The sequence below is a fragment of the Flavobacterium sp. genome (genome assembly GCF_024305175.1).
Taxonomy (GTDB): Bacteria; Bacteroidota; Bacteroidia; order Flavobacteriales; family Flavobacteriaceae; genus Flavobacterium.
Genome location: NZ_JAMWYY010000043.1, coordinates 1 through 25547 on the forward strand (window position 1 = coordinate 1; position 25547 = coordinate 25547).

Genomic DNA, 25547 nt, shown 5'->3' on the forward strand with positions numbered 1-25547 from the left:
ATATAACAACTTAATACGCAATATCCCTACCCTGAATATTAATTTTTTTTTATGCTAATTTTGTGTAAAATTTAAAATCATGGAAAAAATCTCAATAAAGCCTACGCAAAACCCTGCTATACTGAAGTTTGAATTTAGCAACTTTATTGCTAAAGGAAACAATTATGAATTTAAAAACATTGATGATACCACAAATTCTCCGTTGGCAAAGCAATTGTTCTACCTGCCGTTTGTAAAGACAGTTTATATTTCGGGTAATTTTATAGGTATAGAAAAGTATTCCATCGTAGAATGGGCTGATGTGCAGGAAGAAGTGGCAGAACAGATAGAAAGCTTTGTAAATAACGGCGGCGCTATTATTACTGAAGATGCAGATGCCGCAACAAAGAAAAAACTGCCGGTTACCATATATGTAGAAACTACCCCTAACCCATCGGTTATAAAGTTTGTTTACAATAAGCTGATTACCCGTACACCTGCCGAGTTTAAGAACATAGACGAAACAGCAGCATCGCCGCTGGCAAGGGAGCTTTTTAAATTCCCGTTTGTAAAAGAAGTTTTTATAGACGAGAACTACATCTCTGTAACCAAATTCGGCATAACGGAGTGGGATGAAATTACCGCAGAGATCAGGGCTTTCATTAAAAAATATATTGAAGAAGGAAATGAGGTGCTGAATGAGTCGGCTATAAAGCAGACACCACAGGGCGAAAAACAGCAGGAAGCCTATTTTGATTCGCTTGATGTAACTTCTCAGCGCATAATAAATATACTGGAAGAATATGTTAAGCCTGCCGTTGCAAGCGATGGCGGCAATATTGCTTTTGAATCGTATGACGAAAAAGATAAGCGCGTAAAAGTTATACTTCAGGGAGCCTGCAGCGGATGCCCCTCTTCTACCTTTACGCTTAAAAGCGGTATAGAGAACATGCTGAAGGACATGCTTAATGACAACGAAATTAAAGTAGAAGCTATAAACGCATAACTAAAGAACCGGCACAAGCCGGTTTTTTAATTTATATCCGATAATAATATTGCTTAATATACGCTTTTAAGATAACTTTACTTTCATGTAATTTTTTAATGCGATGAAACCATATAAATATTTAATTGTACTAACCATAACCGGAAGCATAACCATGTCCTGCAATAAAGAGAACAAAGCCGAAAGCTTCGGGGAATACAACCCGCTGCTGGCAAGCTATGAGACACCTTACCAGGTACCTCCATTCGAACAAATTGAAAATAGGCACTACAAGCCTGCCATGCTGGAAGCCATAAAAGTGCACGACAAAGAGCTTAAAGCTATTGCAGAAAATAAAGAACAGCCCAATTTTGCTAACACTATAGTGGCTCTTGAAAACTCGGGGACTTTGCTTAACAACATAACAACTGTTTTTTACAACCTCAATTCTGCGAACACTAACGAAGAGATGCAGGCCATAGCACAGGAAATGGCGCCCGAGTTGGCAAAGCATAAAGACAACCTGTACCTTAACGAAAAACTTTTTGCCCGTGTACAGCAAATATGGGACAGGCAACTGCAATTAGACCTAAGTGCTGAACAGGCAAAGCTGCTCGAAAAAAAGTATAAGGAGTTTATGCGTAATGGTGCAGCCTTAAACGCAGAGCAAAAAGAAAAGCTCAGGAAAATAAACGAAGAGCTATCAGTACTGTCATTAAAATTTGGCGATAATGTTCTGGCAGAAACCAACGAATATGCCCTTGTAATAAAAGATAAAGAAGACCTTGCCGGCCTGCCCGAAGAAGTGATACAGGCCGCAGCCGAAGAAGCTACGGCACGCGATAAAGAAGGTAAGTGGGTATTTACCCTGCACAACAGTAGCGTAATGCCCTTTTTACAGTATGCTGATAACCGCAAGCTAAGAGAAGAGATATGGAATGCCTACCAGATGCGCGGCAATAACGGTAACCGTTATGACAACCGCATCAATTTGGTAAAAATGGTAAACCTAAGGTCTGAAAGGGCAAAATTGCTGGGCTATGAAAGCCATGCTGCCTATGTGCTGGAAGAACGTATGGCTAAAACACCCGAAAATGTTTACACTCTTTTAGACCAGCTCTGGGAACCTGCACTGGCAAAAGCGAAGCAGGAAGAAACCGATATAAAAGAACTGATGCGCAAAGATGGTATTAACGATGAAGTGCAGCCTTATGACTGGCGTTATTATACCGAAAAAATAAGGCAGCAAAGGTTTAGCCTTGATGAGCAGGAACTGAAACCTTACTTTAGCCTGGAAAATGTGAGGGAAGGCGTGTTTATGGTTACCAATAAATTATACGGACTGAAGTTTAAAGAACTTAAAGATGTACCCAAATATCATGAAGATGTAACCGTTTGGGAGGTAACAGAAAATGACGGTAGGCATGTGGGCATATTGTATATGGATTTCTTCCCAAGGGCAAGCAAAAAAGGTGGTGCCTGGATGACCTCTTACCGCAAACAAAAAATTACCAATAGTGAGCGCGTAGCACCCGTTATCTCTATTGTGTGTAATTTTTCTAAGCCTACCGCTGGCAAACCGTCATTACTAACATTTGATGAAACCACAACGTTTTTCCATGAGTTTGGGCATGCGCTGCACGGACTGCTTAGTAATGTAAATTATGAAAGCCTTTCAGGAACCAGCGTATATACCGACTTTGTCGAGTTACCTTCTCAAATCATGGAGAACTGGGCAGCCGAACCGGAAGTACTGAAGGCCTATGCCAAACATTATAAAACCGGCAAAACCATTCCAGACGAGCTTATTGCAAAACTGCAAAAAGCCGCAACTTTTGACCAGGGTTTTGCTACCACAGAATACCTGGCAGCCTCTTACCTTGACCTGAACTACCACAGCCTTACAGAGCCGCTAACACAAAACGTAGTACCGTTTGAAAAAGCAGCTATGGATAAAATAGGGCTAACCAATGCCATAATACCAAGATACAGGAGCACCTATTACAACCATATTTTCAGCGGGGGTTACTCTGCAGGCTATTATAGTTATATATGGTCGGGCGTGTTAGATACCGATGCTTTTGAGGCGTTTAAATCAACATCATTATTTAATCCCGAAAAGGCAAATGCTTTCCGCACCCAGATTCTTGAAAAAGGCGGCACAGGCGATCCTACCGTTATGTACAGGAAGTTTAGAGGTGCAGACCCGTCTATAGAACCATTGCTGGAAAAGCGGGGTTTAAATACTGTGGAAAAACTGTCACCTAAACCTGAATTTAAAAAGTAAGATTATCATATAAAAATAACAACCCGCATGCGCGGGTTTTTATTTTTATATGTTTTTCAGGTTAATTATCTCCTGTTCGTTTAAAAACCTGTAGTTGCCCCGTGGCAGGTTTTTCTTGGTAAGCCCTGCAAAAAATACCCTGTCAACTTTTACAACAGTATAGCCAAAACTTTCAAAAATAGAGCGTACTACCCTTACGTTCGGTGTGCGCAGCTTAAGGCCTATTTCAGTCCTCGGGCTGTTCTCTATATAGCTAATTTCATCTATAAACAGCCTGTGCCCGTCAAGCTCTACGCCCTTGCTCATCTTTTCAAAATCTTCAGACTTAAGGTTTTTGTCAAGCGACACATGGTATATTTTAAACGACTTCTGGTTGGGCTGTGTAAACTTGCGCAGCATATCGCTATCGTTTGTAAAAAGCAAAAGCCCCATAGTGTTCTTATCCATTCGGCCTACAGGCTCTAAAGATGCCGTACTTGCATTTTTTACCAGTTCAGATACATGGCGCAATCCTTTTTCGGCATCGCCGCCGGTTGTAAAGTTCTTGGGCTTGTTCAGCAACAGGTATTCTTTCTTTTCCGGCTTTATAACCGCTCCATCAAACTCAACTTTATCGGTAAGCTTTACTTTATAGCCCATTTCGGTAACAACCTGTCCGTTCACCTTTACATTGCCCGATTGTATGTACATATCGGCATCCCTGCGCGAACACATCCCCGAATTTGATATATATTTATTCAGCCTTATTTCATCACTTTCAGGCTTTGCTGCTTCTTTTGCTTTTTTAGCTTCTGCTTTCTTTAGCTGCCACGGCTTGTCGCCATAAGGTTTTTTACCGGCAAAGCTGCCGGGTTTTCCGTAAGAGGGTTTTTGCCCGTCCCGGCCGGAACCGCCTCTTGTGTTCCTCTTGTCATTACCTCCCCTGCCGGACGCGTTCCCCCTGCCTCTGTTATTCTCCATTATTACAAATTATTTTTGCAAAGATAGTATTAAATAACCGACAAAAGTTTCCTGCCGTGCACTAATACTGAAGGCTCTATCAGCACGATGCTGAATACACCTGCCACAATAAGGATTTTTAAAATGTTATGGAGCTGCAAATACTGCTTTTGGCTGGCAGCGCTCCATAATTTAAGCAGGAAGATAATAATGACTATCATGCCTGCATAAAAGTATATATCCATATAGCCGACATCATATACATCTACCAGCAGGTAGACAGGAATAATAGTTAAAAAGGTAAGCAGTGTTATAATGTATTTAGAAACTTTTTCGCCAAACATTACCGGTATGGTACGGTAGTCATTAGCAAGGTCGCCCGGAATATTCTCAAGGTCTTTTATAAGTTCACGTATTAATATGAGCAGGTAAAGAAAGGTAGCATGCGCAAATATAACCTCATAAAAGTTTTTGAAATACATTAATATACCGAAGAATGGCAACACCGCCAGAAAGGCTGCGGTAAGGTTACCTATAACCGGATATTTTTTCAGCTTATGCGAGTAGAACCATATCAGGAATATGTAACCCGAAAAGAAGAAAACAGCACGCCACGACACCAGAAAGGCAAGCAGGACAACAAAAAAGTTAAGCCCGAAATAAACATTTAATTTAGTTTGCTGGCTTACAAGCCTGTCGAGCATCGATTTTTTAGGGCGATTGATTAGATCTTTCTGAGCGTCGTAAAAGTTATTGATGATGTAGCCCGAAGCTATTGTTAACGAAGATGCCAGTACTATCAGGAAAAGGTTAATATCCAGTATCACATCCAGTGCACGGCTTTCCCTGTCGAGTATAAAAATAGCAGACAGATACTGCGCAAGGGCTATTATGGGAATATTGTAACCCCTCACCACAGAAAACAGGCTTAAAATTTTCATTAAAGTAAGTCTCGATTTTCGTGATGCCATTGGTTAAAATATAGTTGCTTATTAACTTTTTTGTGTATGGAAATATTGCTGAACTGTATGCATTTTTTTGCAGGCAGATACTTTATAATACTAATAAAGCCCATAGAATGGACTTTATTAGTATATATTTTAAAATGAACTTACTTAAAACTGGTACACAACTTCAAGCTTATGGCCTTCAAGCGATTTCTTAGCCCTTTCAAGGTCTTCGGTAAAACCAAGAATATAACCGCCACCGCCGGAGCCGCAAAGCTTCAGGTAGTAATCATTCGTTTCAATACCCTTTTGCCAAAGCTCATGAAACTGTTCTGGTATCATTGGCTTAAAGTGGTTTAGCACTACTTTGCTCAGTTTTTTGGTATTGCTGAATAACGATTTAAAGTCGCCGTGAAGGAAGTTATCCACACAGGCATCAGTATATTTGGTAAACTGCTTTTTAAGCATATCGCGGAAACCTTTTTCTTTAAGGTTTTCCATAAAGATAGACACCATTGGTGCAGTTTCGCCTACAATGCCAGAATCCAGCAAGAACACTGCACCCTTACCATCTGTTGCCTGGCTTGGTATGCCTGTAGCCTCTATATTATCTTTAGAGTTGATGAGAATTGGTATGCTCAGGTAACTGTTAAGCGGGTCGAGCCCTGAACTTTTTCCGTGAAAAAATGACTCCATCCTGCCAAAAATAGTTTTTAGCTGGAGTAATTTTTCGCGGGTAAGGTTTTCAAGCACTGTTATCTTATCGCTGGCATAACGGTCGTATATAGCGGCAACAAGTGCACCGCTGCTACCCACACCATATCCCTGCGGAATGGTTGAGTCAAAATACATTCCCTCCTCAACATGCTGCTTTAGCGTGTCAAGGTCAAAAGTTACCAGCTCGGGCTCTTCCTGCTGAAGTTGCTCTAAATATCCTGCAAAGCGTTTTAAGTTAGCGTTGCTTTTTAAAGCCTGTTCAGAAGTATTACCATCTCTTTTTAAAGCGCCATTATAAAAATTGTAGGGAATAGAAAGCCCCTTAGAATCTTTAATAATTCCGTACTCTCCGAAGAGCAGTATTTTAGAGTAAAATAATGGTCCTTTCATCAGGAAATTTTTATTAAAGGTAATTAAAAAACGGCAAATACTAAAATTTAATATTGCACTGCCCCATCACCAATTGCATCGCAAATGTACTGACTGTTTTGACACAACGCAACTAATTCATTCTTAATAAATTCCAAAACTTTATCTTTCACATTTTCAGGGTACAGCACATGCACGTTTGCGCCTGCATCAAGCGTAAAGCATACCGGTATTTTTGTACTCTCGCGGTAGGCCCATATACGGTTTATTACCTCAAGCGTATTAGGTTTCATGAGTATAAAATAAGGGTGCGATGTCATCATCATGGCGTGCAGCGTAAGTGCCTCACTTTCTGTAATGCTGATAAAAGCATCTATATCTCCGCTTACTAAAGCCGCACGCATCTTAGAAAGATTGTCATGCGCCTGTGCAAAGCGCTGCTGCGCGAATGGGTGCCCATGCATTAAATCGTGCCCTACGGTACTGCTTACCTGCTTCTCCCCTTTGTCAATTAACAATATGGTGTCCTGAAAGTTGGCAAAATCAGCATGTGGTGTATCAGGAAAAGAAACCCCGAATAAATCAGAACTTCCCTCAATTTCTTTATGCTCTCCCCAAACAACTGCACTGCCTTTAATACTACGGCAGGCGCTACCGCTGCCCAGGCGCGCCAGGAAAGAAGCTTTTTTATAAAAGTACTCTTCTGTCATTTCAGGGTTTAGCAGGTGTTCCAGGCTCATCAGGTTTACTGCAAGTGCCGCCATGCCAGAGGCCGATGAAGCTATACCCGAACTGTGCGGAAAAGTATTTTGTGTATCTATCGTAAAATGGTACTTTTCTAAAAAAGGAAGATAGGCGGCTGTACGCTGGAAAAACTTTTCAATCTTTGGCCTGAAGCTTTCTTTGGGTTTACCTTCAAAAAAAAGGTCGAATGAAAACCCGCCAACCTGCTTTTCCTCATATTTTAATTCAGTAATGGTTTTACAGTTGCTCAGTGTAAAGCTTACAGATGGGTTTGCCGGAATCTGGTTCTCTTTTTTACCCCAGTACTTTATCAGGGCGATATTGCTGGGCGCACTCCATTTAAAACTGCCGTTTTGTGCAGTACCTGTATAACCCTGAGGTATAAAATCCTTTTCGGAAAGCATATCTTAAAATTTGTGCAAAGATAAGTTTTTGGTGTTACATAAAGATTTTGTTTGGTAACTTTGATAGAAATAATATAGTATGCCAAGAATCCTTAAAATACTGATAATGGTGGTTACCTGCGTTGCTGTTGGCTACCTTTCTGGCGAAGTAACCCGGGAAGGTGTAACCACATGGTATCCCACCCTTGAAAAACCTGTTTTTAACCCGCCAAACTGGGTTTTTGCCCCGGTATGGACGCTGCTCTATATACTAATGGGCGTGGCTGCCGGACTTGTGTGGCAAAGAGCTGATGAAGATAAACAAACCGTAAAGAAAGGGCTTACTTTTTTCGGGATACAGCTCGCGCTGAATGCCTTGTGGTCTTACCTTTTTTTCGGACTGAACAACCCTATGCTGGCCCTCATTGAAATAATTATACTGTTGCTTATGATTTATGAAACTTATTTGCAGTTCAAAAAAGTTAATACACTTGCAGCATGGCTGCTTGTGCCTTATTTGGCCTGGGTAGCGTTTGCAACGGTTTTAAATGCAAGCATTTGGTGGCTAAACAGGTAGCGCTATAGATAAAAAAGCCCCCAAATAAGGGAGCTTATTACACAAACACTACACAAAACATTAATTTTTCATAATAATAAACCAGTCCCATTCTGCCGGGTTGCCAACCCCAACACTTGGAGTATATAAAAACAGCCTGATATTGGCGTCAGGATTACTCTCCCTGTATTCTTTTACAACCTGCAGGTTGTCAACAGCAGCCCATATAGACTGATAGTCAATTTCTTCAGGATAATAAGCATACTCATCATATTCTACAATTTCGAAATCCTGCACAGAAGGCATTGGCAGTGCATCAGGCAAAGAAGCAAAAGCGTTGTCATCGGCAAGCGATTCAGGGTAGGTCATTTGCCCAAGGCCAGCCCATACAATACCACCTGCAAAAATGGTATCGTTAGCTTCTTCATACATTAAGGTTATGTCGCCAAAATCGCCCGGCGAATTGTAGTCAGAGGTAATGGTAAACCCTTCAGCATCTTCAAAAGTAAGCTCTTTGCCTCCTTCAAAAATATTGGTTTCAAAATCAACCTTAAGTAATAGCACTTTGTTATCAGAAGGCGTATCATTATTTAACGGAGATTCTGAATCTTCAGAGCAGGAAACAAGCAGTAAAGCCATACCTGCCATTAACAGTAAATTTTTCATAGCGTGGTTTTTTATTGTTTAACAAATTTTAATGTGAAGGTTTTATTGCCGGTGGTTAATACTTTTATTATATACATGCCAGAATCAAGATGAGCAACATTAATAGTATTATCAGTGTTAAATGTTACCCCCACCATTTTACCTAAAACATCAAATACCATCATTTCTTTTATGTCCTGATTAGCCTGTACAGTAATAATATCAGTTGCCGGATTAGGATATAAAGCAACGGCATCCGTCTCTAAATCAGGTGACTGTAGCAACACATCAATGCAATACGTTTCGTCATACTCTAACGGCAAATCTTGAACAGTAATTATTGCCGGTGCTATTTGTACTGTTCCCTGAATAAATAATTCGGCTGGCATCACACTCATATTGAGCGTTTCAATTGTACTTGAGGTATTAAAGGTTATCGCTTCTTCACCACAACTAACCTCGCTAAGACTCCCTTTATGCAAATAATTATAATGATGGTTAACCTCATCACCATCAGATGCAATAAGTTTTCCTGCCAAATGATAGTAACCGGTATTGGAATCAACAATAAGTTCGCTTACTGAATGGTAATTATCTATTGTCTCAAAAGGTGTTTTTTTGATAGCTTTTAAATTAGATATGTTACCGTTATTATCCATATTACCAAGGCCTACATATAATAAGTTTATAATATCATCAAAATAAGAGCCGTTCATGGCAATATAAAACTCTGTTTTTTCAGCATTCAGGGGTTGTATATTACTTATATAGTCTAAAGCATCTAAAGTAGTTTCGGTTTCATTGGCAAGTATAGTTTTTACCCACTGCAATTCACCCGACTGGTTTATAGAAAACACAGAACGGTCACTTAACCCTATTATAAACTCATCATCAGCAGCTTCACACAATGCAGTTCCGTATGTCGCTCCATTCTCATCTCGATAATATAAATATCCGTTTATTAAATTAAGGTTAGAGTCAAATATAATAACAGGGGTATTCCAGTTGTTATTTAAGTACAGCTCTCCCGTAATAACTAAATTTCCTGAGCTTGTTACAATAGCTTTACGCAGGGCTACTTCAAAGCCTAAATTAATATTTACGACGTTAACAACCTCTCCCAAAAAGTTCATCTTTACAATTCTGTTTGTATAAATAAGATATATCGCTTCGCTTGTATAAACTGTATCGGTAATTAAATCTGCATAACCGTCGCTAATAAATTTTGACCATATTACCTCTCCGTCAGCATCAAGTTTCATGATATAATAACCCGAATCGACCTGAGCATCCAGAAAAACACCAAAGCAGTAAAGCGAGCCGTTATTATCTGCATAGACAGAGTTTATAAAAAAACTGTCCAGTGCCTCATATTCTTCCGGCAGATAAGCTTTATGCCAGATTGTGTTCCCTTCAGGATCAATCCTGGAAACACTACCGTAGTAATTGTCTTGTTCAAAAACAGAAAGATTTCTGAAAGTTCCGGATGTAAAAATGTTACCCTCGCTATCCGTAAATAAATCGTACAACTCCTGCTGGTTAGGGTTCGTTGCACCGTAAGCCTTTTGATAGGACTGGCTGTTTGACTTAGACAAACAGAAAAGTGCAAAAGCACATGTTAAAATAATCTTTTTCATAAATGTTGATTGCATGTTTTATGAAAAAGATGTATAACAATAAAAATGGTTGCGTTAAAATATTAAAATTTTCCTACAATTGCCTCGGCAGCCAGAAAGCCACCCGTCCATGCATTCTGGAAATTAAATCCTCCTGTTATAGCATCAATATTTAAAATCTCTCCTGCAAAATAAAGGTTTTCGGCAATTTTGCTCTCCATAGTTTTAAAGTTAACCTCTTTTAGTTCTACACCGCCCGCCGTTACAAACTCTTCCTTAAACGTGCTTTTGCCGTTTACAGAAAATTCAGCATTGGTAAGCTGTAAGGCAAGGCTTTGTAATTGGTTGGCGTTAACATCGGCCCAACGCATATCTGCAGATATACCTGAGGCAGCAACAAGGCTTTCCCAAAGCCGGTTCGGGAAATCAAAAGGCGATTTTTTACCCAGCTGCTTTTTTGCGTGCTCCTGTTTTAGTTGCTTTAGTTGCTCAAGGCAATCATCTGTATCGGTTTCATTAAGCCAGTTAACCAGCAAAGTAAACTGATAGTTTTTCGCAGCAAGTTCTCTTGCACCCCACGCAGAAAGGCGTAGTATGCCGGGGCCACTCATGCCCCAGTGCGTTATAAGCAAAGGGCCTGATGCCTCCAGCTTTAACCCTTTTACTTTTACGGATGCCATTGCGGAGACACCCATTAAGTTCTTTATTCGGCTATCTTTTATATTGAATGTAAATAAAGATGGCACAGGCGGCACTATTGTATGGCCAAGCCCCTGTATCATTTCCCACACTTTCGGGTTACTTCCGGTAGCCATTACCAAATGTGCTGCAACATATTTGTCTCCTGAGGTATTTATCTCCCAAGCATTAGTTGTTTTTATGATGCTTTGCAGGCTTTGCCCCGTTATTACCTCAACACCTGATTTTTTAGCTGCTTTAATGAAACAATCTACAATGGTTTGCGAGTTGTCGGTTATCGGGAACATGCGCCCGTCTTCTTCAATTTTCAGTTCTACATCATGTTTGGCAAACCATTCTATAGTGTCGCCGCTGCAAAAGTGGTTGAATGGCCCTTTGAGTTCTTTTTCGCCTCTCGGATAATACTTAACCAAATCATCCGGCACAAAGCAGGCATGGGTTACATTGCAACGCCCGCCACCCGATATACGCACTTTGCCAAGCACTTCTTTACCACGCTCTAAAATGGCAACTTTGGTACCGGGTTTTAACTCAGCAATATTTATAGCTGTAAAAAAACCTGCTGCACCTCCACCGGCCACAATCACATCAAACTTCCTGTTGTTCATAACCTTTCGGGATAATCAGATATTATTCCGTCAACACCATACATTTTCATCCTTACAATATCATCGGGTTCATTAACCGTCCAGGTATTGATTTTAAAACCTGCTTCCCTGGCACGCTCCACATTAGTTTCTGTCAATAAAGAAAAATGCGGGTGCAGTGCCTTTGCATTGAACTCTGTAGCCCAATCCCATGCCTGGGCAACGCTCGCCTGTGTAAGCACCCCGAGGTGTACATCAGGGTTGAGGGTGCTCATCATCTTAAGCTCTTCATACTGAAAGCTGGATACAATTATATTCTCATATCTATAACCTTTCTCTGCAACATATCGTTGTAATAAAGCTGCCAGTGGCTGTGCCGTATGCCTGCCCTTCATTTCTATATTCATAATAAAATCTGGCCCCAACAGCTCCATAACCTCATCAAGTGTTGGGATGGTATACTCCCCCTCCACCGCCAAGCTTTTAAGCTCGTCAAGGCTTATGTTGTGTATTTCACCGGTACCGTTTGTAGTGCGGTCTATCGTAAAATCGTGTATTACCACCAACTCCCCCGTGGCGCAAATGTGCACATCAAACTCAACAGCCTCTGCTCCCATCACTATGGCTTTTTTAAATGAAGCAAGGGTGTTTTCTGCGACATGACCCTTTGCACCCCTGTGGCCTATTTTAAGCGTAACGCCCATTATAGTATCCTTTTTTTTGGCAAAGATACTTATATAAACAACAAAGCACAGGCATTTAACCTGTGCTTCGTGAATTAATAAAAATGAAGAAGTTATCTTTTTATAACTTTAATTACCTGTACCGATGTACCTGCATAAATTTTAGCCATATAAATGCCCGGAGCAAAAGCAGCAGCATCTATAACCGCAGTTGAAGCATTAAAAGTACCCGCAAAAACTACTTTGCCTGTAATATCTGTCAGCTCTGCTTTTTCGATTACTGTAGCTGCTTCAAAATTCCAAACGTTGCCTGTGGGGTTAGGATATGCTACAACTTTTGTAGCAGCAACATCCTCAAGTCCGTTTGTAGAAGCGGCGAAGTTATAGTCGCCTGTTAACCTGTTGAAGGTTACATCATAAGTACCGGCTGCAATAGGGATATTTGGAGCATCGCCCGCAGTTGAACCTACACCTGAAGGGAAATCAGTGCTGCCCCAGCCGGGGTTCCAGTCGCCGTTAAGCCTGAATTTACCTTCGCCTCCGGGGAATGTAAAGTCTTCTAAAATGTAGTTTATACCATCTGTAGTAGAAAGATATACATCGGTAACCCACACCGGGTCTTCTGTAACCACTCCATCACCAATAAGGCTGATGTTCACAAAATTGAACATATATTGCTTAGTGTCATTGTTAAAGGTAATGTTGTAACGGTTAGCAGGTACCGGTATAGTAGTACCCTCTGTAGCTGTACCTGTAGGAAAGCCAGAACCGCCCCAGCCTGTAGTGCTGCCGTTTACGGCAAAAGCATAATCCCCGGCTTCAAGCTCAACATTATTTACCGAGTAAACAACACCATCGGCGGTAAACATGCTCACATCAGTACCTTCTATTACAAGGCTTATTTCGTCAAAACCGATTGCCTCAAAGCTGTACTGAAGTGTGCTAAGGTTAAATGTTACATTATAAGTACCGTTAACAGTTGGGATATTTGCGCCGTTAAGCGAAGCTGTTCCTGCAGGAAACCCTGTACCGCCCCAGTTAACCGTCCACATATCATCCTTCCTGAACTTAACACCACCGTCAGATTCGGGGTTAACAATCACCACATTTTCCAATGTGTAAACAACACCATCGGTGGTTACCATATCAGTATCAGACGTCCAGCCTGTTACTGTAGAACCACCTAAAAGGCCAATGTTGTCAAATTGCGCAAACGATGTAGTAGCGCAGGCAAGCATAGCCACCAAAAAGAGTAATTTTCTCTTCATAAAATTAAAAGGAATTGGTTAATAATAAATTTGATTAAAGTTTAAAAAATACCCCATGCCAATAAAGCATGGGGTAATATCGTTACTGCGTCAGCACATAGTACTGCCAGGCATTAAACTGGTGTTTCTGGCCTTTTGTTAATGTTAACTTCTTACCTGTCATATAATCGGTAAATGTGCCCTCTACAGGTAATGTAAAGGTTTTAGGCGACTTGGAAAGGTTGGCAATATACCACACCTTTTTACCGTCTTTTTCCCTTTCAAAAGCGAGAATGCTGACATCGTCAGATGTTTTTATACGCTTATATGATGCCGGGTCTTTACCGCCGTTAAGCGCCGCGCTGCTGTTTTTAAGTGCGCCAAGCTTTTCATAGACAGGATACATTTTTTTCTTCACTTTAGAGATGCTGTCCTTCTCGAAGAACTTCAGCCTGCGGTCAAGGTCATACTCCTGCCCGGTATATATAAGCGGCATACCCGGAACAGTATAGGTTAAAGCTGCAAAAGCCTCTACACCATTGCCCATACGCTCAAACTCACTGCCGTTCCATGAATTCTCATCGTGGTTGGTAACAAAGTTCATGAATATATCGCTCTTGTCATACATAGTGTCTTTTTTAGCCATATAAGCATCTATGTCCTTAACGGTTTTAGTGCCTTTTGCGATATCATTCATTATATGGTGCAAATCCCAGCCGTAGCCCATATCAAAAATATCATTGAACAGGTAAGGCTTATTACTTTCCATAAGCATAAACAAAGGCTTAACCTCCTCCAGCTTTGGCACGGCAAATTCCCAAAATTCAGTAGGCACATTATCAGCCACGTCACAACGGAAACCGTCTATGTTATGCTCTTTTACCCAGAATAGCATTTCATCCTTCATCGGCTCATAAAGCGCCTTGCTGCTGTAATCAAGGTGCGCAACATCTGTCCAGCCCCAGCTCTCACCTGTTTCCGGGTTAAGCGGATCTGTAACTTCGCCTTTTTTGTTTTTGTAGTAATACTCCGGGTGCTCGGTAATCCATTTGTGGTCCCATCCGGTGTGGTTGGCAACCCAGTCCAGTATTACATACATACCGTTTTCATGGGCTGTTTTTACCAGGTTATCAAAATCTTCATAAGTACCCATATCCGGGTTTATAGCCGTATAGTCAGAAATAGCATAGTAGCTGCCCAGGTACTTTTCACGCTCTTTCGGGTCTTTAATATCTTCAACCGACAAATCTCCCGTTGCCTTCCTGTTTTTCATAGATACTGGGTAAACCGGCATAAGCCATATTACCTTCACACCAAGTTCCTTTAGCTGCGGAATATCTTTGGTAAAAGCGTTAAGCGTACCTTCAGGCGAATACTGGCGTATGTTGGCCTCATAAATTACGCTGTTCTCCATCATGGCCTTGCTAACAGGGGCAATAGCCTCTGCCTGTGCCGTTTCAGTTGCAGCGTTTTCATCTTCTTTTTTATCCTTGCAGCCTGTAAAAGCAACCGCAAGCATTAAACCGAACAGAATTGTTTTTTTCATGTCTTTTCTTTATGGTTATTGCACTTTTTCTAATAACAGTAAGGTATAAGGCGTATCAAAAGTTACTTTGCCGCCTTCGGCTGTTGCCGTTTCACCTGAGTAAGCATCGCGCACTTTAACACCGTCTGCAAAGGCGCTGCCTGTTGCAATGGTCTTTTTGCCTTCGGCAAGGTTTAACCCTACCACAACCACATCAGTGTAGGCACCGTTTGTGTAAGCCCTTTTAAAGCTGTATGGCGTGTTAGCAATCATTTCGTGGGTACCCGCACCAACCGCAGGGTGGTTGCGCCTGAACTGCCCCAGCTTTTGCCAGTGGGCAAGAAGGGCTTTTGTCTCATCATTATTTTTAATATCATCCCAGTTCATGAACGAACGCAGAGTAGCATCGCCAACCGCACCGGGAATGTCAAGCGGGCGGGCAGTTTCGTCGCCATAATATACCTGCGATATACCCGGAGTAAGCAGCAGTATATTAGCTGATTTATAAGTTTTCTCGCGTTTTTTATCAAACGGTCCGCCATCATCATGCGAAGCCAGGTAGTTGAGAACAGTATAACCTTTAAGGCTGCTGTTCAGTATGCCAGAGTATTTAGTGAAAAGCTCTTCATAGGGTTTGTTGGCATCATACTTCATTTCGAAGTTGATGAGCGCATCAAAGCCATTTTGATAGTAATTGACCTTCTTATCTCCAAAATCAAACTGCTGTCCTGACGATATACCGTAGTTGTACACCTCGCCTACCGTAAAAAAACTGTTATCATCCAGCACCTTGCCGGGATTGTTCTTTTTCCATTCGGCAAAAGCAGCATCACACTCTTTGGCAAAATCGGCCCACACGTCTTCGCCAAGGTGCTTTACAGTATCGGCACGGTAGCCATCAGCACCATAATCACGAATGTAGTCGGTAAGCCATTTTATAATATAATATTTTGGAGCACGCGGGTAGCCGGTGCGGGCAAAAAAAACATCAAGCTCTTTTATTTCCTGCTCATAACGCCCTTCTGCCTTCCATTTGTTTACAAGGGCGCGCGGCAGCTCTACCGCCTCGTTACTTTCTGTCCTTACATCGGGCAGGTTCTTAACGAGGGTGCAGGCGGTGGTGTTTTCATAATTATTATACTGGCACTGTGGTTCAGTGCGTACCCAGCCATCAGGCCAAACGGCATCAGCGTCGGTAACCGGTCCTGTATGGTTTATAACACCATCAAGCACTATACGTATTCCGTTGGCATGTGCGGTTTCTATAAGTTCGGAAAGGTCTTTTTCAGTACCAAAATTAGCATCTAAACGGGTCCAGTCTTTCGCCCAGTAGCCATGAAAACCGTAACTGACACCAGTACCCTCATCAGTTGCACCGTGTATCTGCTCTACAACAGGCGTAAACCAGATGGCGTTAATGCCCAAATCCTCAAAATAGCCATCTTTTATTTTTTGTGTGATGCCTTTTATATCGCCGCCTTCAAAACCGCGCAGTGTACCTGCTTCTTTAGTACGGTTATAGTTCAGGTCGTTAGCCGTATCACCGTTATTAAAGCGGTCCGTCAGCAAAAAGTACATATTGGCACCTTCCCAAACAAAAGGCGCATCGTTTTTTGCCTGTTGCTTTTGGGTAGCACAACCCGATAATAGGGTTACTGCCGCAAGGGCAGGTAGTAGTATTCTCCTCATTGCTGAATGGTATATTTAAATGTTTTAACCTCACCACTTTTTATTTCGAGTGGTTTGGACTTCGACAAATACATGCCGTTTGCATTTTCGTTGATAAAAAACGTAAGCCTCCTGTTTACCGGCGTGTTATTTTTACCCGGCTTAGATGTTACGGTAATGGTAACTTCTTTGCCCTTTGTCTCGCTTTTAAACTCCAGTATTTCATATTTGCCTTCTTCATAGGCATTCGGGGTCTTGCCGTCATCATGGTAAAAAATACCTTCTGAAGCCGTAACTGCAGGATCTACATAAAAATTTATATTGAGTTTTTCTGAAGTATAATCTTCTGTAGATTGCAGGTCTTCTGCCGACTCCACTATAAAAGCCCCTCCCCTGTAGAAGTATGGAATGTTATCTTCTTCTAACTGTACAGTTGCGGTAGTGCCGCCTTCATAAACCTTCCTTCCGCTGAACCATCTGCTGGCTTTCGGGAAATAAACAGTGCGTTCTTTGGCGCCCTGCTGTAAAACAGGAGCCACAAGTATGTCTTTACCCCACAGGTATTCATCCGAAATATTGTAAAGCTGCGCATTGCCCGGTTCTTCAAAAAACAACGGGCGCATTAGCGGATAACCGCTTTTGGCATTTAAGTAGGCAAGCGTATAATTATATGGCAGCATTTCGTAACGAAGCTCAATCGCTTTTTTGGCTAATGCCTTTACCTCATCCTTACGGAATACAGGTTCGGCAGGTACAGCCTCCTGCGCGTGCGGCCTGAACACCGGCTGAAACACGCCATACTGCAACCAGCGCACATATAATTCATCATCTATGTTATCTCCGGCAAAACCGCCTAAATCGCTGTGCATGTAGCTAACGCCCTGCATGCCCATTTGCATGGCAATTTCGGGCTGCGACTGCAAACCGCCCCAGCTACGGCCCACATCGCCACTCCACGGTATCATACCGAATCGCTGTGAACCGGAGTATCCGGCACGCATCAGGATAAAAGGCCGCTGCCCTGAAAAGTCTTTCCTGTAGCCTTCATAAACCAGTTTTGCCCATTCGTGCCCGTAAATGTTATGTACCTCATCGGCAGAGCGCCCACCGGCGTGCTGCACGTAAGACGGGTGCACTTCCGGTTCGCCAAGATCGCCCCACCAGCCTGCAACACCTGCATTTATATATCGCTTGTAAATGTTCCAGAACCAGGTTCGTGCTTCGGGTTTCCAAAGGTCAATAATCCCCGTGTTACCAAAATAGAACTCATAGGTATAAGGGTTACCGTTCGCATCTGTTGCCAAAATGTTTTTATCTGCAGCTTCCTGCCAGCGTTTACTGGTTGTAAGTATAAAAGGTTCTGTAATTAAAACAGCTTTTACGTTATCCTTTTTAAGGTCGGCAATCATTTTTTCAGGCTCGGGGAAACTGTCTTTTAAAAACTCCAGGTTACCCATAGTGCCTTTTATGTCGGCACCAAACCAGTAAAGGTCTAACACTACCGCATCAAGCGGAATTTCTTCCTCACGAAATTTGCGCACTACATTCCTTACTTCCTTTTCGGTATGGTAACCAAAACGGCTGGCAAAGTTGCCAAACGTCCAGCGTGGCGGCATAGGCTGCCTTCCGGTAAGCTGTGTGTAGCTCTCGGTAAGTTTATACCAGTCAGGTGCTGCAATAACCTGATATACTTTTCTTCCGCTTATGGTTTCATAAGCAAGGGTATTGTTTTTCCTGCTGTCAAGGTCGAGCCAGCCTATGGCTGCATTGTCAAAATGCACTGCATAAATTTTAGAGGAAAGCACCAGCGGCATAGTAAAATTCAGCAGCTCAGACCTGTCGCCGTAGCCATAATGCGCCCTGTTATACAACTGCAACCTGTTACCCCTGCGGTTCATTCCCAGTGCACGGGCACCGCCGCCATATAGTGCTTCATCAGCACTTATGGCAAAACCAATGGTTTCGGTACTGTCGGTTTGGGTATAGCCGGGCTGCTCTGCCAGCAGTAGCTTGTTGTTGTAATGATAGCTAACCCTGAACGGGTTTTTATCTATCGTTACCGATATGCCGTCGGTTGTGTAAGTAAGCCTGCCTTTTTTATCTTTAAATTTAGCCTTTACCTTTTGCGGCTGCATTACTACCGCGTGCGATTCGGCGTTATAATTTTCGCCATGCGGAACAAATGCCGTCTGTATTATATTTTCTGAATAAGGTGTAATGGTATAACGTCCGTCGCTGGTTACTACTTCGAGCCTGTCACCAAAAAACTCAGAACCTACATAGGTACGCGTACCCTGTGCCGAAGCAACAACAGTGGTAAAAAGGGCTATTATGTACAGAAACTTGTTCATACTATTGAAGTTCTAATATGATTACCGACTTCGGCTGAAGTGTTATTTGCTTTGTAATATCAGTAACATTCCCCTCTATTACATTTTTGCCTTTTGTATAACCTTTCACATTCTGGCGGTAACGGGCTGTGTCTATTGCCTGTTCTTTATCGCTGTTGTTTATGGCAACCATAACGGTTTCTTTATCGTTATGCCTAAAATAAACGTAAACATTGTTATACGGCAGGTAATGGGTGGTTTTACCGGTATGTATTACCTCTTTACCTTTTCTCCAGTTAAATAGTTTGGATGAGAACTCAAACCACTTTTGCTGTTCGGCAGTGCGCCCGCCTTGTGTAAAGGCATTGTTTTTATCGCCTTGCCAGCCACCGGGAAAATCCCTGCGGATATCGCCATCGCCTTTGCCCTTATCGCCTGCCATGCCTATCTCGGTACCGTAATATATTTGCGGGATACCGCGCACAGTAGCGAGCAGCGCCATAGCCATTTTGTATTTATTAAAATCGTTCTTGTAGATTTCGTTAAACCTGCCGGTATCGTGGTTCTCTGCAAAAACAAGTATGTTATTAATGTCGGGGTATAAAAAATCGTTGGTAAAATTGTCATACACCTTTTGAATACCGGTATCCCACCCTGCATTGTTTTCGTTAAACACACCGCCCAAAGCATCGTGCAGGGTAAAATCCATAACACTTGGCAGGTAGCTGTTGTAGCTTTGGATGGCGGCTATCTTGCTGTCCTTTTGCCAATAAGCCATCTGTGCCTGGTCGTGCATCCAAACTTCGCCCACTATATTAAAATGCGGGTATTCGTCCATAATAGCTTTTGTCCATTTGGCAATCCCTTCTTTATCGTTGTAGGAATAGGTATCGACACGGAAACCGTCTAAATCGGCATATTCAATCCACCAAATTGCGTTTTGTGTAAGGTAGTTAAGCACAAGCGGGTTGCTTTGGTTAAGGTCGGGCATATCGCTCACAAACCAGCCGTCCATACAGTATTTAGCATCAACATCAGAAGCATTCGGGTCGAACTGCGTTGTCATGCGGTAATTACTCTGTGCATAGCCGGGGAACTGGTGTACCCAGTCGTAGGTAGGCAGGTCTTTATACATCCAGTGCTCGCTGCCCCAGTGGTTGGTTACGTAATCCAGTATCAGTTTCATGTCCCTCTTTTTTAGCTCCTGCGAGAGCCTTAAATAGTCTTCGTTAGTGCCGTAGCGCGGGTCTATTTTATACACATCGGTTTGTGCATAACCGTGGTAAGAACCCCTGTTGTGCCTGTCTTCGCAAAGCGGTGTGCTCCACAGGGCTGTAGCACCCAGTTGTTCTATATAATCAAGGTTATTGATAATACCCTGTATATCGCCGCCATGCCTGCCAAACGGCTCGTTGCGGTTGGCATTATCGCCCATGCCTTTTATATTATCGTTGGCAGGATTGCCATTGGCAAAGCGGTCGGGCATTATAAGGTATATAAGGTCAGACGAATCAAACCCTTCTCTAAGAGCAGAACCTTCTTTCCTTTGCCTTAGTGTATATTTTTGTGTAAATGCTGCCTTGTTTTTGTCTTTAAACGTGAAAACAAAATCAGAAGCAGGAATATCTTTAGTATCTATGGTAATGAAAACATAGTTCGGGTTTTCGGTCTTAACCACGTTTTTTATAACGATACCGTTACTTACGGTAGGGGTATATTTTGCTATGTCTTTTCCGTAGAACATAACCTGTAACTCAGGGTTCTGCATACCGGCATACCAGAAAGGCGGTTCTACCCGCTCGGGTTGTGCCCACGCTGCCATACAGCAAAAAAGAAATATGTATAGTATTTTGTTCATCAACCTGTTATTGTGTGCCGCATAAGCAGCATATTAAAAAGCCTGCAAAGCCCGGGGATTAGGCCTTACAGGCTTATAAAAAATTAAACTGTTACCAAAGCGTTGGGTTCTACCCTAACTTCTTTACCATTTACAAATACGGTAAGCTCTTTATCGCCTTCCAGTGTAAAATTGGTTTCTCCCGGATGCACAGAAACTTTAAGTATCTGGTTCCTGAAATTTATCTTGAACGAGTAACCCTCCCATTGTGCCGGTATGCGCGGCTCAAAGTGAAGTGCATCGTTTTTAACCCTCATACCCCCAAAACCTTCTACAATGCTCATCCACGTTCCGGCCATACTGGTTATGTGCAGGCCTTCTTCCACTTCCTTGTTATAATCGTCAAGGTCAAGGCGCGATGTCCTTAAATAAAATGTATAAGCCTGTTCCATCCTGCCTAATACAGCAGCCTGTATAGAGTGTACACATGGCGAAAGCGATGACTCGTGTACCGTTATAGGTTCATAGAAATTGAAATGTTTCTCAAGCTCTGTTTTGCTAAAGTGGTCTTCAAAGAAATAGAAGCCCTGCAATACATCTGCCTGCTTTATGTAGCAAGAGCGCAATATCCTGTCCCAGCTCCATTTCTGGTTGATTGGCCTCTGGCTCGGGTCAAGTTCGCTAACGGGGATAAGTTCTTTATCAAGGAAGCCGTCCTGTTGCAGGTATATGCCATACTCTTCAGAGTAAGGGAAGTACATATTATCGGCAACGTTTTTCCATTCTTTTACTTCTTCGGCAGTAAGCTTAACCTTCTGCATAATGCGGGTATGGTCGGCTTTATACTCTGCCTCTGTTTTTGCTATCTGCTCAACTGTATAATCTATACACCACTTAGCTATGTAATTGGTATAGAAATTATTGTTGATGTTATTTTCATATTCGTTTGGCCCGGTAACACCCAGTATCATATACTTGTTTTTGTTTGCTGACCATGTAGCCCTTTGGTGCCAGAAACGTGCAATACCGATAAGTACCTCAAGCCCTTTTTCAGGGATGTAGCTGTAATCGCCCGTAAAACGGTAGTAGTTAAAAATGGCAAAGGCAATAGCCCCGTTGCGGTGAATTTCCTCAAAGGTAATTTCCCACTCGTTGTGGCATTCCTCACCGTTCATGGTAACCATAGGGTATAGTGCTGCACCGTTGGTAAAGCCAAGCTTTTCGGCATTTTCTATCGCTTTATCCAGTTGGTTGTAGCGATAAGTAAGCAGGTTACGGGCAACATTCTGGTCTTTTGTCGCCATATAGAACGGCAGGCAGTATGCCTCGGTATCCCAATAGGTGCTTCCCCCATATTTTTCGCCAGTAAAACCTTTAGGACCTATGTTAAGCCTCGGGTCTTTGCCAAGATACGTCTGGTTAAGCTGGAAGATATTAAAGCGGATGCCCTGCTGTGCTTTTACATCGCCTTCTATAGTAATATCTGCCATTTCCCATATGCGTGCCCAGGCTTCCTTCTGTTCCTGCAGCAACACATTATAGCCTTTTTCCTGTGCCGTGGCAATAACATCTTGTGCGGCTTGTACCAGTTTGTCTTCGGCGTGGTTCATAGATACGGTATATCCGCCAAACTTAACTATGGCAGCCGTATCACCTTTTGAAGCATTTACTGTATACGAAAACTGCACTTTATCCTCAGCCGACTTAACATCAGCAGGTTGCAGCGACTGGTTTTCACCGTTCAGCAATATGTGGTTGTTCATGAAAGCTGCTACAGTAAAGTGTGTTTTAAATGTACGTGCTTTTGCAAAGGCACTATTGCCGCTGTTTTCTGTACCAAGCGGTTCCCAGAATGTTTCTTCCCAGTTGGCATCTTCATTTTTAACGCCTGCATCAAGGTAAGGGCTAAATAGTATTTCGGCATTACCGTTAAGAGGCTTTATTTCAAATTTTATAACGCCAAGCTCATCATCATTAATAGAAAGAAAACGGCGCACATTTACCGCTATCTCTGTACCGTTTTGCAGTACAGCCTCGAAAGAACGGTTGTACCAGCCTTCTTTCATGTTAAGCTCGCGCTTAAAGCCGCGTACCTGCTTTACCGAATTAAGGTCTAACGCTTCACCATTTATGGTAACATCTATCCCAATCCAGTTAGGGGCGTTAAGCACTTTGGCGAAGTAATGCGGATAACCGTTTTTCCACCAGCCTACTTTTGTTTTATCTGGGTAATAAATACCTGCAATATAGCTGCCCTGAAACGTGTGCCCGGAGTAGCTTTCCTCAAAATTGGCACGCTGCCCCATGGCTCCGTTGCCTATACTAAAAAGGCTTTCGGAAGATTTTACCCTTTCTGCATCAAACCCTTCTTCTATAATCGACCAATTGTTAGGTACTATATAATCCTGGTTCATTTTAATTATTTAATAAGTTTTGTAAAAATGTAGTGTCTATTTCAGTAAAGTCTTTAAAGTTATATTGGGCTTCGTGCAGCACGGCTTTATCGCCTATGCCCACACTTACCATATTGGCAATGTTTGCTGCCTGCACCCCCGCTACAGAATCTTCAAACACAACGGCACCCTGTGCAGGCATACCTAATTTTTGTGCGGCCTGTAAAAAAACCTCCGGGTCGGGTTTAGCATTGCTTACATCGTTACCATCTACTATTGCATCAAAATAATGCAGTATGTTTACTTTTTCCAGTATCGGCTTTGCATTTTTGCTGGCAGAGCCTAATGCTATGGGCTGCCCGTTCTGCCTTAAATATTGCAGCACCGGCACAACCCCTTCAAGAATCTCACTTTCATCCATGTTGTTAATGTAAGTAAGGTATTCTTCATTCTTTTGTTTAAGCCAAGTATCCTTATCCTCCTGAGAGGCTTCTGTATTACCAAGGCCAAGTATAATATCTAAAGAGCGCACGCGGCTAACCCCTTTAAGCTGTTCGTTATGTTCATGCGTAAATTCGATACCCAACTGCTGCGCAAGCTTTTGCCATGCCAGGAAGTGGTATTTGGCGGTATCTACAATTACACCGTCGAGATCGAATATAAATGCTTTCTTTTTCATTAATTTTTTATGCTTTAATATCAATTTTTTTCTGGACGTTTACTCCCATTGTTAACAACCCGGCCAGTATCATAGAGCAGCCACCCACTATAAGGGCATATACAGGCTCGCCTTCAAAAAATTCAGAAACAAGGAAACCCAGTATAGTACCTGCCACTATTTGTGGTATTACCACAAAAAAGTTGAACACACCCATGTAGTACCCCATTTTGGCAGATGGCAACGCCCCGGAAAGCATTGCGTATGGAATAGACAATATACTTGCCCATGCTATACCAACTCCAACCATTGCAAGCAGCAGCCCTGCTTTATCTGAAAGGAAGTAAATGGATATAAGCCCGATACCGCCTGCTATTAGCGAAAGCATGTGGGTAAATTTATTACTGGTGCGTTTTGCAATTACCGGAAGCAGGAACGCTACGGCAGCTGCAACACCATTATAAACAGTAAACATAACCGACACCCAATCGGCAGCATCGTTATATACTTTTGATGTGGTATCGGTAGTCCCGAAAACGTGCCCGGTAACCGCTGCGGTAGTATATATCCACATAGAGAAAAGCGCAAACCATGAGAAAAACTGAACCCATGCCAGTTGTTTCATGGTTTTTGGCATATTAAGTAAGTCTGTAACAATAATGGTAAAAGCGTTCTTTACATTTTTTTTGCGGAGTTGTGATACTATTGCAAACAGTAACCCGATAACAAAAACACCTAAAGTTAAAATGTAAAGTTCCTTATGTTTGTTTTGCCCGTTTGCAGAATTAATATAATAAACGTAATATGATGCAGCAGCGCCTATTAGTGCGAAGAACAAGCCGTAAACAAGTTGTTTTTTTTCGGTTATGATTTTTGCAACAGCAACCCTGCCGCTGTCTTTTCGCAACAGTTCGGCCTCTTTAGCCTTCTCAAAAGCCTCCAGTTCTTCCGGGCTGTATTCTTTAGATTTGTATACCGTCCATAACACTGCCAGTAAAAAGGTTACACCGCCCACATAAAAAGACCATTTTACAGACGGGGGAACTATACCCTCGGGGGCAGTATTCTCAATACCAAAAAAATTAGTAAAGACGTAAGGCAAAGCCGAACCCACCACAGCGCCCGTACCGATAAAAAAGCTTTGCATGGCAAAACCCAGTGTGCGTTGCCTGTCGGGCAGGTTATCACCTACAAATGCCCTGAAAGGCTCCATCGATATGTTAATAGACGAGTCCATTATCCAAAGCGTACCTATGGCTATCCAAAGTGTTGGGGAGTTAGGCATCATAAAGAGTGCAATTGCCGAAAGTATAGCCCCTACCAGAAAGTAAGGCCGCCTGCGCCCTAGCCTTGTCCATGTCCTGTCGCTAAAGTAACCTACAATAGGCTGTACTATCAGGCCGGTTAAAGGTGCGGCAAGCCAGTATAGGCCAATTTTATCTACTTCGGCCCCAAGGGTATCAAAAATACGGGAAGTATTGGCATTTTGCAGGGCAAAACCAAACTGTATTCCCAGGAAACCAAAACTCATGTTCCAGATTTCCCAGAAACCTAATTTACGCTTTTCCATTATCGTAATTTATATATTTATACTACGATAAGCGCGTTACTGCTTATCAAAACCTATTGTGCGAAGTGAAATTATAAGCTTTGATAATCATTACAAATATAGAAGTTTTTTAATCCGAAAAACTTTTTGATATAAAAAAAATCCGGCCCAAAAGCCGGAATTAAATTTTTATTATTGTGAAAA

At 42.2% G+C, this 25547-nt stretch carries 19 protein-coding genes; 3 read left to right on the top strand and 16 right to left on the bottom strand.

The annotated features are described in order from the left end of the window. The first annotated feature begins 79 nt into the window (after positions 1–79). Together Q0K96_RS10670 and Q0K96_RS10675 are read left to right on the top strand one after the other, a co-directional pair. Complete coding sequence (locus Q0K96_RS10670; protein ID WP_297333979.1) at positions 80–985, top strand: NifU family protein; 906 nt, start codon at positions 80–82, stop codon at positions 983–985. Between the two features lie 103 nt (positions 986–1088). Next, entirely contained in the window at positions 1089–3251 is a 2163-nt protein-coding gene (locus Q0K96_RS10675; RefSeq protein ID WP_297333980.1) for a M3 family metallopeptidase, read from the top strand. Positions 3252–3296: 45 nt separating this feature from the next. On the opposite strand, the gene Q0K96_RS10680 is transcribed toward Q0K96_RS10675, so the two are convergent. The 4 genes from Q0K96_RS10680 to Q0K96_RS10695 all read right to left on the bottom strand — a co-directional run bounded on the left by Q0K96_RS10680 (position 3297) and on the right by Q0K96_RS10695 (position 7371). Further along, positions 3297–4211 (bottom strand): pseudouridine synthase, encoded by a 915-nt coding sequence (locus Q0K96_RS10680; protein WP_297333981.1) that lies wholly within the window; start codon positions 4209–4211, stop codon positions 3297–3299. 29 nt (positions 4212–4240) lie between these two features. Then, positions 4241–5161, bottom strand: a complete 921-nt coding sequence (locus tag Q0K96_RS10685) for a geranylgeranylglycerol-phosphate geranylgeranyltransferase (protein ID WP_297333982.1) — start codon at positions 5159–5161, stop codon at positions 4241–4243. Between the two features lie 144 nt (positions 5162–5305). Next, positions 5306–6244: a mevalonate kinase gene (locus tag Q0K96_RS10690; RefSeq protein ID WP_297333983.1), complete on the bottom strand. Its 939-nt coding sequence runs from the start codon at positions 6242–6244 to the stop codon at positions 5306–5308. 47 nt (positions 6245–6291) lie between these two features. Further along, entirely contained in the window at positions 6292–7371 is a 1080-nt protein-coding gene (locus Q0K96_RS10695) for a diphosphomevalonate decarboxylase (protein ID WP_297333984.1), read from the bottom strand. A 79-nt stretch (positions 7372–7450) separates the two neighbouring features. Here Q0K96_RS10695 and Q0K96_RS10700 point away from each other — a divergent pair, with 79 nt between their 5' ends. Then, complete coding sequence (locus tag Q0K96_RS10700; RefSeq protein WP_297333985.1) at positions 7451–7927, top strand: TspO/MBR family protein; 477 nt, start codon at positions 7451–7453, stop codon at positions 7925–7927. Between the two features lie 60 nt (positions 7928–7987). Here Q0K96_RS10700 and Q0K96_RS10705 read toward each other — a convergent pair whose 3' ends face one another. The 12 genes from Q0K96_RS10705 to Q0K96_RS10760 all read right to left on the bottom strand — a co-directional run bounded on the left by Q0K96_RS10705 (position 7988) and on the right by Q0K96_RS10760 (position 25364). Then, complete coding sequence (locus tag Q0K96_RS10705; protein WP_297333986.1) at positions 7988–8572, bottom strand: hypothetical protein; 585 nt, start codon at positions 8570–8572, stop codon at positions 7988–7990. 11 nt (positions 8573–8583) lie between these two features. Next, complete coding sequence (locus Q0K96_RS10710) at positions 8584–10188, bottom strand: T9SS type A sorting domain-containing protein (RefSeq protein ID WP_297333987.1); 1605 nt, start codon at positions 10186–10188, stop codon at positions 8584–8586. A 62-nt stretch (positions 10189–10250) separates the two neighbouring features. Continuing rightward, positions 10251–11474, bottom strand: a complete 1224-nt coding sequence (locus Q0K96_RS10715; RefSeq protein WP_297333988.1) for an NAD(P)/FAD-dependent oxidoreductase — start codon at positions 11472–11474, stop codon at positions 10251–10253. After that, positions 11471–12157 (bottom strand): glycerophosphodiester phosphodiesterase family protein, encoded by a 687-nt coding sequence (locus Q0K96_RS10720; RefSeq protein WP_297333989.1) that lies wholly within the window; start codon positions 12155–12157, stop codon positions 11471–11473. Before Q0K96_RS10720 ends, Q0K96_RS10715 begins: the two co-directional genes overlap by 4 nt. A 92-nt stretch (positions 12158–12249) precedes the next feature. After that, entirely contained in the window at positions 12250–13404 is a 1155-nt protein-coding gene (locus Q0K96_RS10725) for a T9SS type A sorting domain-containing protein (protein WP_297333990.1), read from the bottom strand. 82 nt (positions 13405–13486) lie between these two features. Then, on the bottom strand, positions 13487–14929 hold the full coding sequence (locus Q0K96_RS10730; protein WP_297333991.1) for an alpha-amylase family glycosyl hydrolase: 1443 nt from the start codon (positions 14927–14929) through the stop codon (positions 13487–13489). A gap of 15 nt (positions 14930–14944) precedes the next feature. Further along, positions 14945–16597, bottom strand: coding sequence for an alpha-amylase family glycosyl hydrolase (locus Q0K96_RS10735; RefSeq protein ID WP_297333992.1), 1653 nt, complete (start codon positions 16595–16597; stop codon positions 14945–14947). Then, positions 16594–18927 carry a TIM-barrel domain-containing protein gene (locus tag Q0K96_RS10740; RefSeq protein ID WP_297333993.1) on the bottom strand — a complete coding sequence of 778 codons (2334 nt, stop codon included), beginning with the start codon at positions 18925–18927 and terminating at the stop codon, positions 16594–16596. Before Q0K96_RS10740 ends, Q0K96_RS10735 begins: the two co-directional genes overlap by 4 nt. Position 18928: 1 nt before the next feature. Beyond that, the gene (locus tag Q0K96_RS10745) at positions 18929–20764 is read right to left on the bottom strand and encodes a glycoside hydrolase family 13 protein (protein ID WP_297333994.1); all 1836 of its coding nucleotides are present in this window, start codon (positions 20762–20764) and stop codon (positions 18929–18931) included. Positions 20765–20847: 83 nt separating this feature from the next. After that, positions 20848–23157: a glycoside hydrolase family 65 protein gene (locus Q0K96_RS10750; protein ID WP_297333995.1), complete on the bottom strand. Its 2310-nt coding sequence runs from the start codon at positions 23155–23157 to the stop codon at positions 20848–20850. Position 23158: 1 nt separating this feature from the next. Beyond that, on the bottom strand, positions 23159–23815 hold the full coding sequence (gene pgmB / locus Q0K96_RS10755; protein ID WP_297333996.1) for a beta-phosphoglucomutase: 657 nt from the start codon (positions 23813–23815) through the stop codon (positions 23159–23161). A 7-nt stretch (positions 23816–23822) separates the two neighbouring features. Further along, complete coding sequence (locus Q0K96_RS10760; protein WP_297333997.1) at positions 23823–25364, bottom strand: MFS transporter; 1542 nt, start codon at positions 25362–25364, stop codon at positions 23823–23825. Between the last annotated feature and the right edge of the window lie 183 nt (positions 25365–25547).

Excerpts from the sequence above, each read along its gene's own strand:
- Q0K96_RS10670 (WP_297333979.1), top strand. The coding sequence starts at position 80 with ATGGAAAAAATCTCAATAAAGCCTACGCAAAACCCTGCTATACTGAAG.
- Q0K96_RS10675 (WP_297333980.1), top strand. The coding sequence starts at position 1,089 with ATGAAACCATATAAATATTTAATTGTACTAACCATAACCGGAAGCATA.
- Q0K96_RS10680 (WP_297333981.1), bottom strand. The coding sequence starts at position 4,211 with ATGGAGAATAACAGAGGCAGGGGGAACGCGTCCGGCAGGGGAGGTAAT.
- Q0K96_RS10685 (WP_297333982.1), bottom strand. The coding sequence starts at position 5,161 with ATGGCATCACGAAAATCGAGACTTACTTTAATGAAAATTTTAAGCCTG.
- Q0K96_RS10690 (WP_297333983.1), bottom strand. The coding sequence starts at position 6,244 with ATGAAAGGACCATTATTTTACTCTAAAATACTGCTCTTCGGAGAGTAC.
- Q0K96_RS10695 (WP_297333984.1), bottom strand. The coding sequence starts at position 7,371 with ATGCTTTCCGAAAAGGATTTTATACCTCAGGGTTATACAGGTACTGCA.
- Q0K96_RS10700 (WP_297333985.1), top strand. The coding sequence starts at position 7,451 with ATGCCAAGAATCCTTAAAATACTGATAATGGTGGTTACCTGCGTTGCT.
- Q0K96_RS10705 (WP_297333986.1), bottom strand. The coding sequence starts at position 8,572 with ATGAAAAATTTACTGTTAATGGCAGGTATGGCTTTACTGCTTGTTTCC.
- Q0K96_RS10710 (WP_297333987.1), bottom strand. The coding sequence starts at position 10,188 with ATGAAAAAGATTATTTTAACATGTGCTTTTGCACTTTTCTGTTTGTCT.
- Q0K96_RS10715 (WP_297333988.1), bottom strand. The coding sequence starts at position 11,474 with ATGAACAACAGGAAGTTTGATGTGATTGTGGCCGGTGGAGGTGCAGCA.
- Q0K96_RS10720 (WP_297333989.1), bottom strand. The coding sequence starts at position 12,157 with ATGGGCGTTACGCTTAAAATAGGCCACAGGGGTGCAAAGGGTCATGTC.
- Q0K96_RS10725 (WP_297333990.1), bottom strand. The coding sequence starts at position 13,404 with ATGAAGAGAAAATTACTCTTTTTGGTGGCTATGCTTGCCTGCGCTACT.
- Q0K96_RS10730 (WP_297333991.1), bottom strand. The coding sequence starts at position 14,929 with ATGAAAAAAACAATTCTGTTCGGTTTAATGCTTGCGGTTGCTTTTACA.
- Q0K96_RS10735 (WP_297333992.1), bottom strand. The coding sequence starts at position 16,597 with ATGAGGAGAATACTACTACCTGCCCTTGCGGCAGTAACCCTATTATCG.
- Q0K96_RS10740 (WP_297333993.1), bottom strand. The coding sequence starts at position 18,927 with ATGAACAAGTTTCTGTACATAATAGCCCTTTTTACCACTGTTGTTGCT.
- Q0K96_RS10745 (WP_297333994.1), bottom strand. The coding sequence starts at position 20,764 with ATGAACAAAATACTATACATATTTCTTTTTTGCTGTATGGCAGCGTGG.
- Q0K96_RS10750 (WP_297333995.1), bottom strand. The coding sequence starts at position 23,157 with ATGAACCAGGATTATATAGTACCTAACAATTGGTCGATTATAGAAGAA.
- pgmB (WP_297333996.1), bottom strand. The coding sequence starts at position 23,815 with ATGAAAAAGAAAGCATTTATATTCGATCTCGACGGTGTAATTGTAGAT.
- Q0K96_RS10760 (WP_297333997.1), bottom strand. The coding sequence starts at position 25,364 with ATGGAAAAGCGTAAATTAGGTTTCTGGGAAATCTGGAACATGAGTTTT.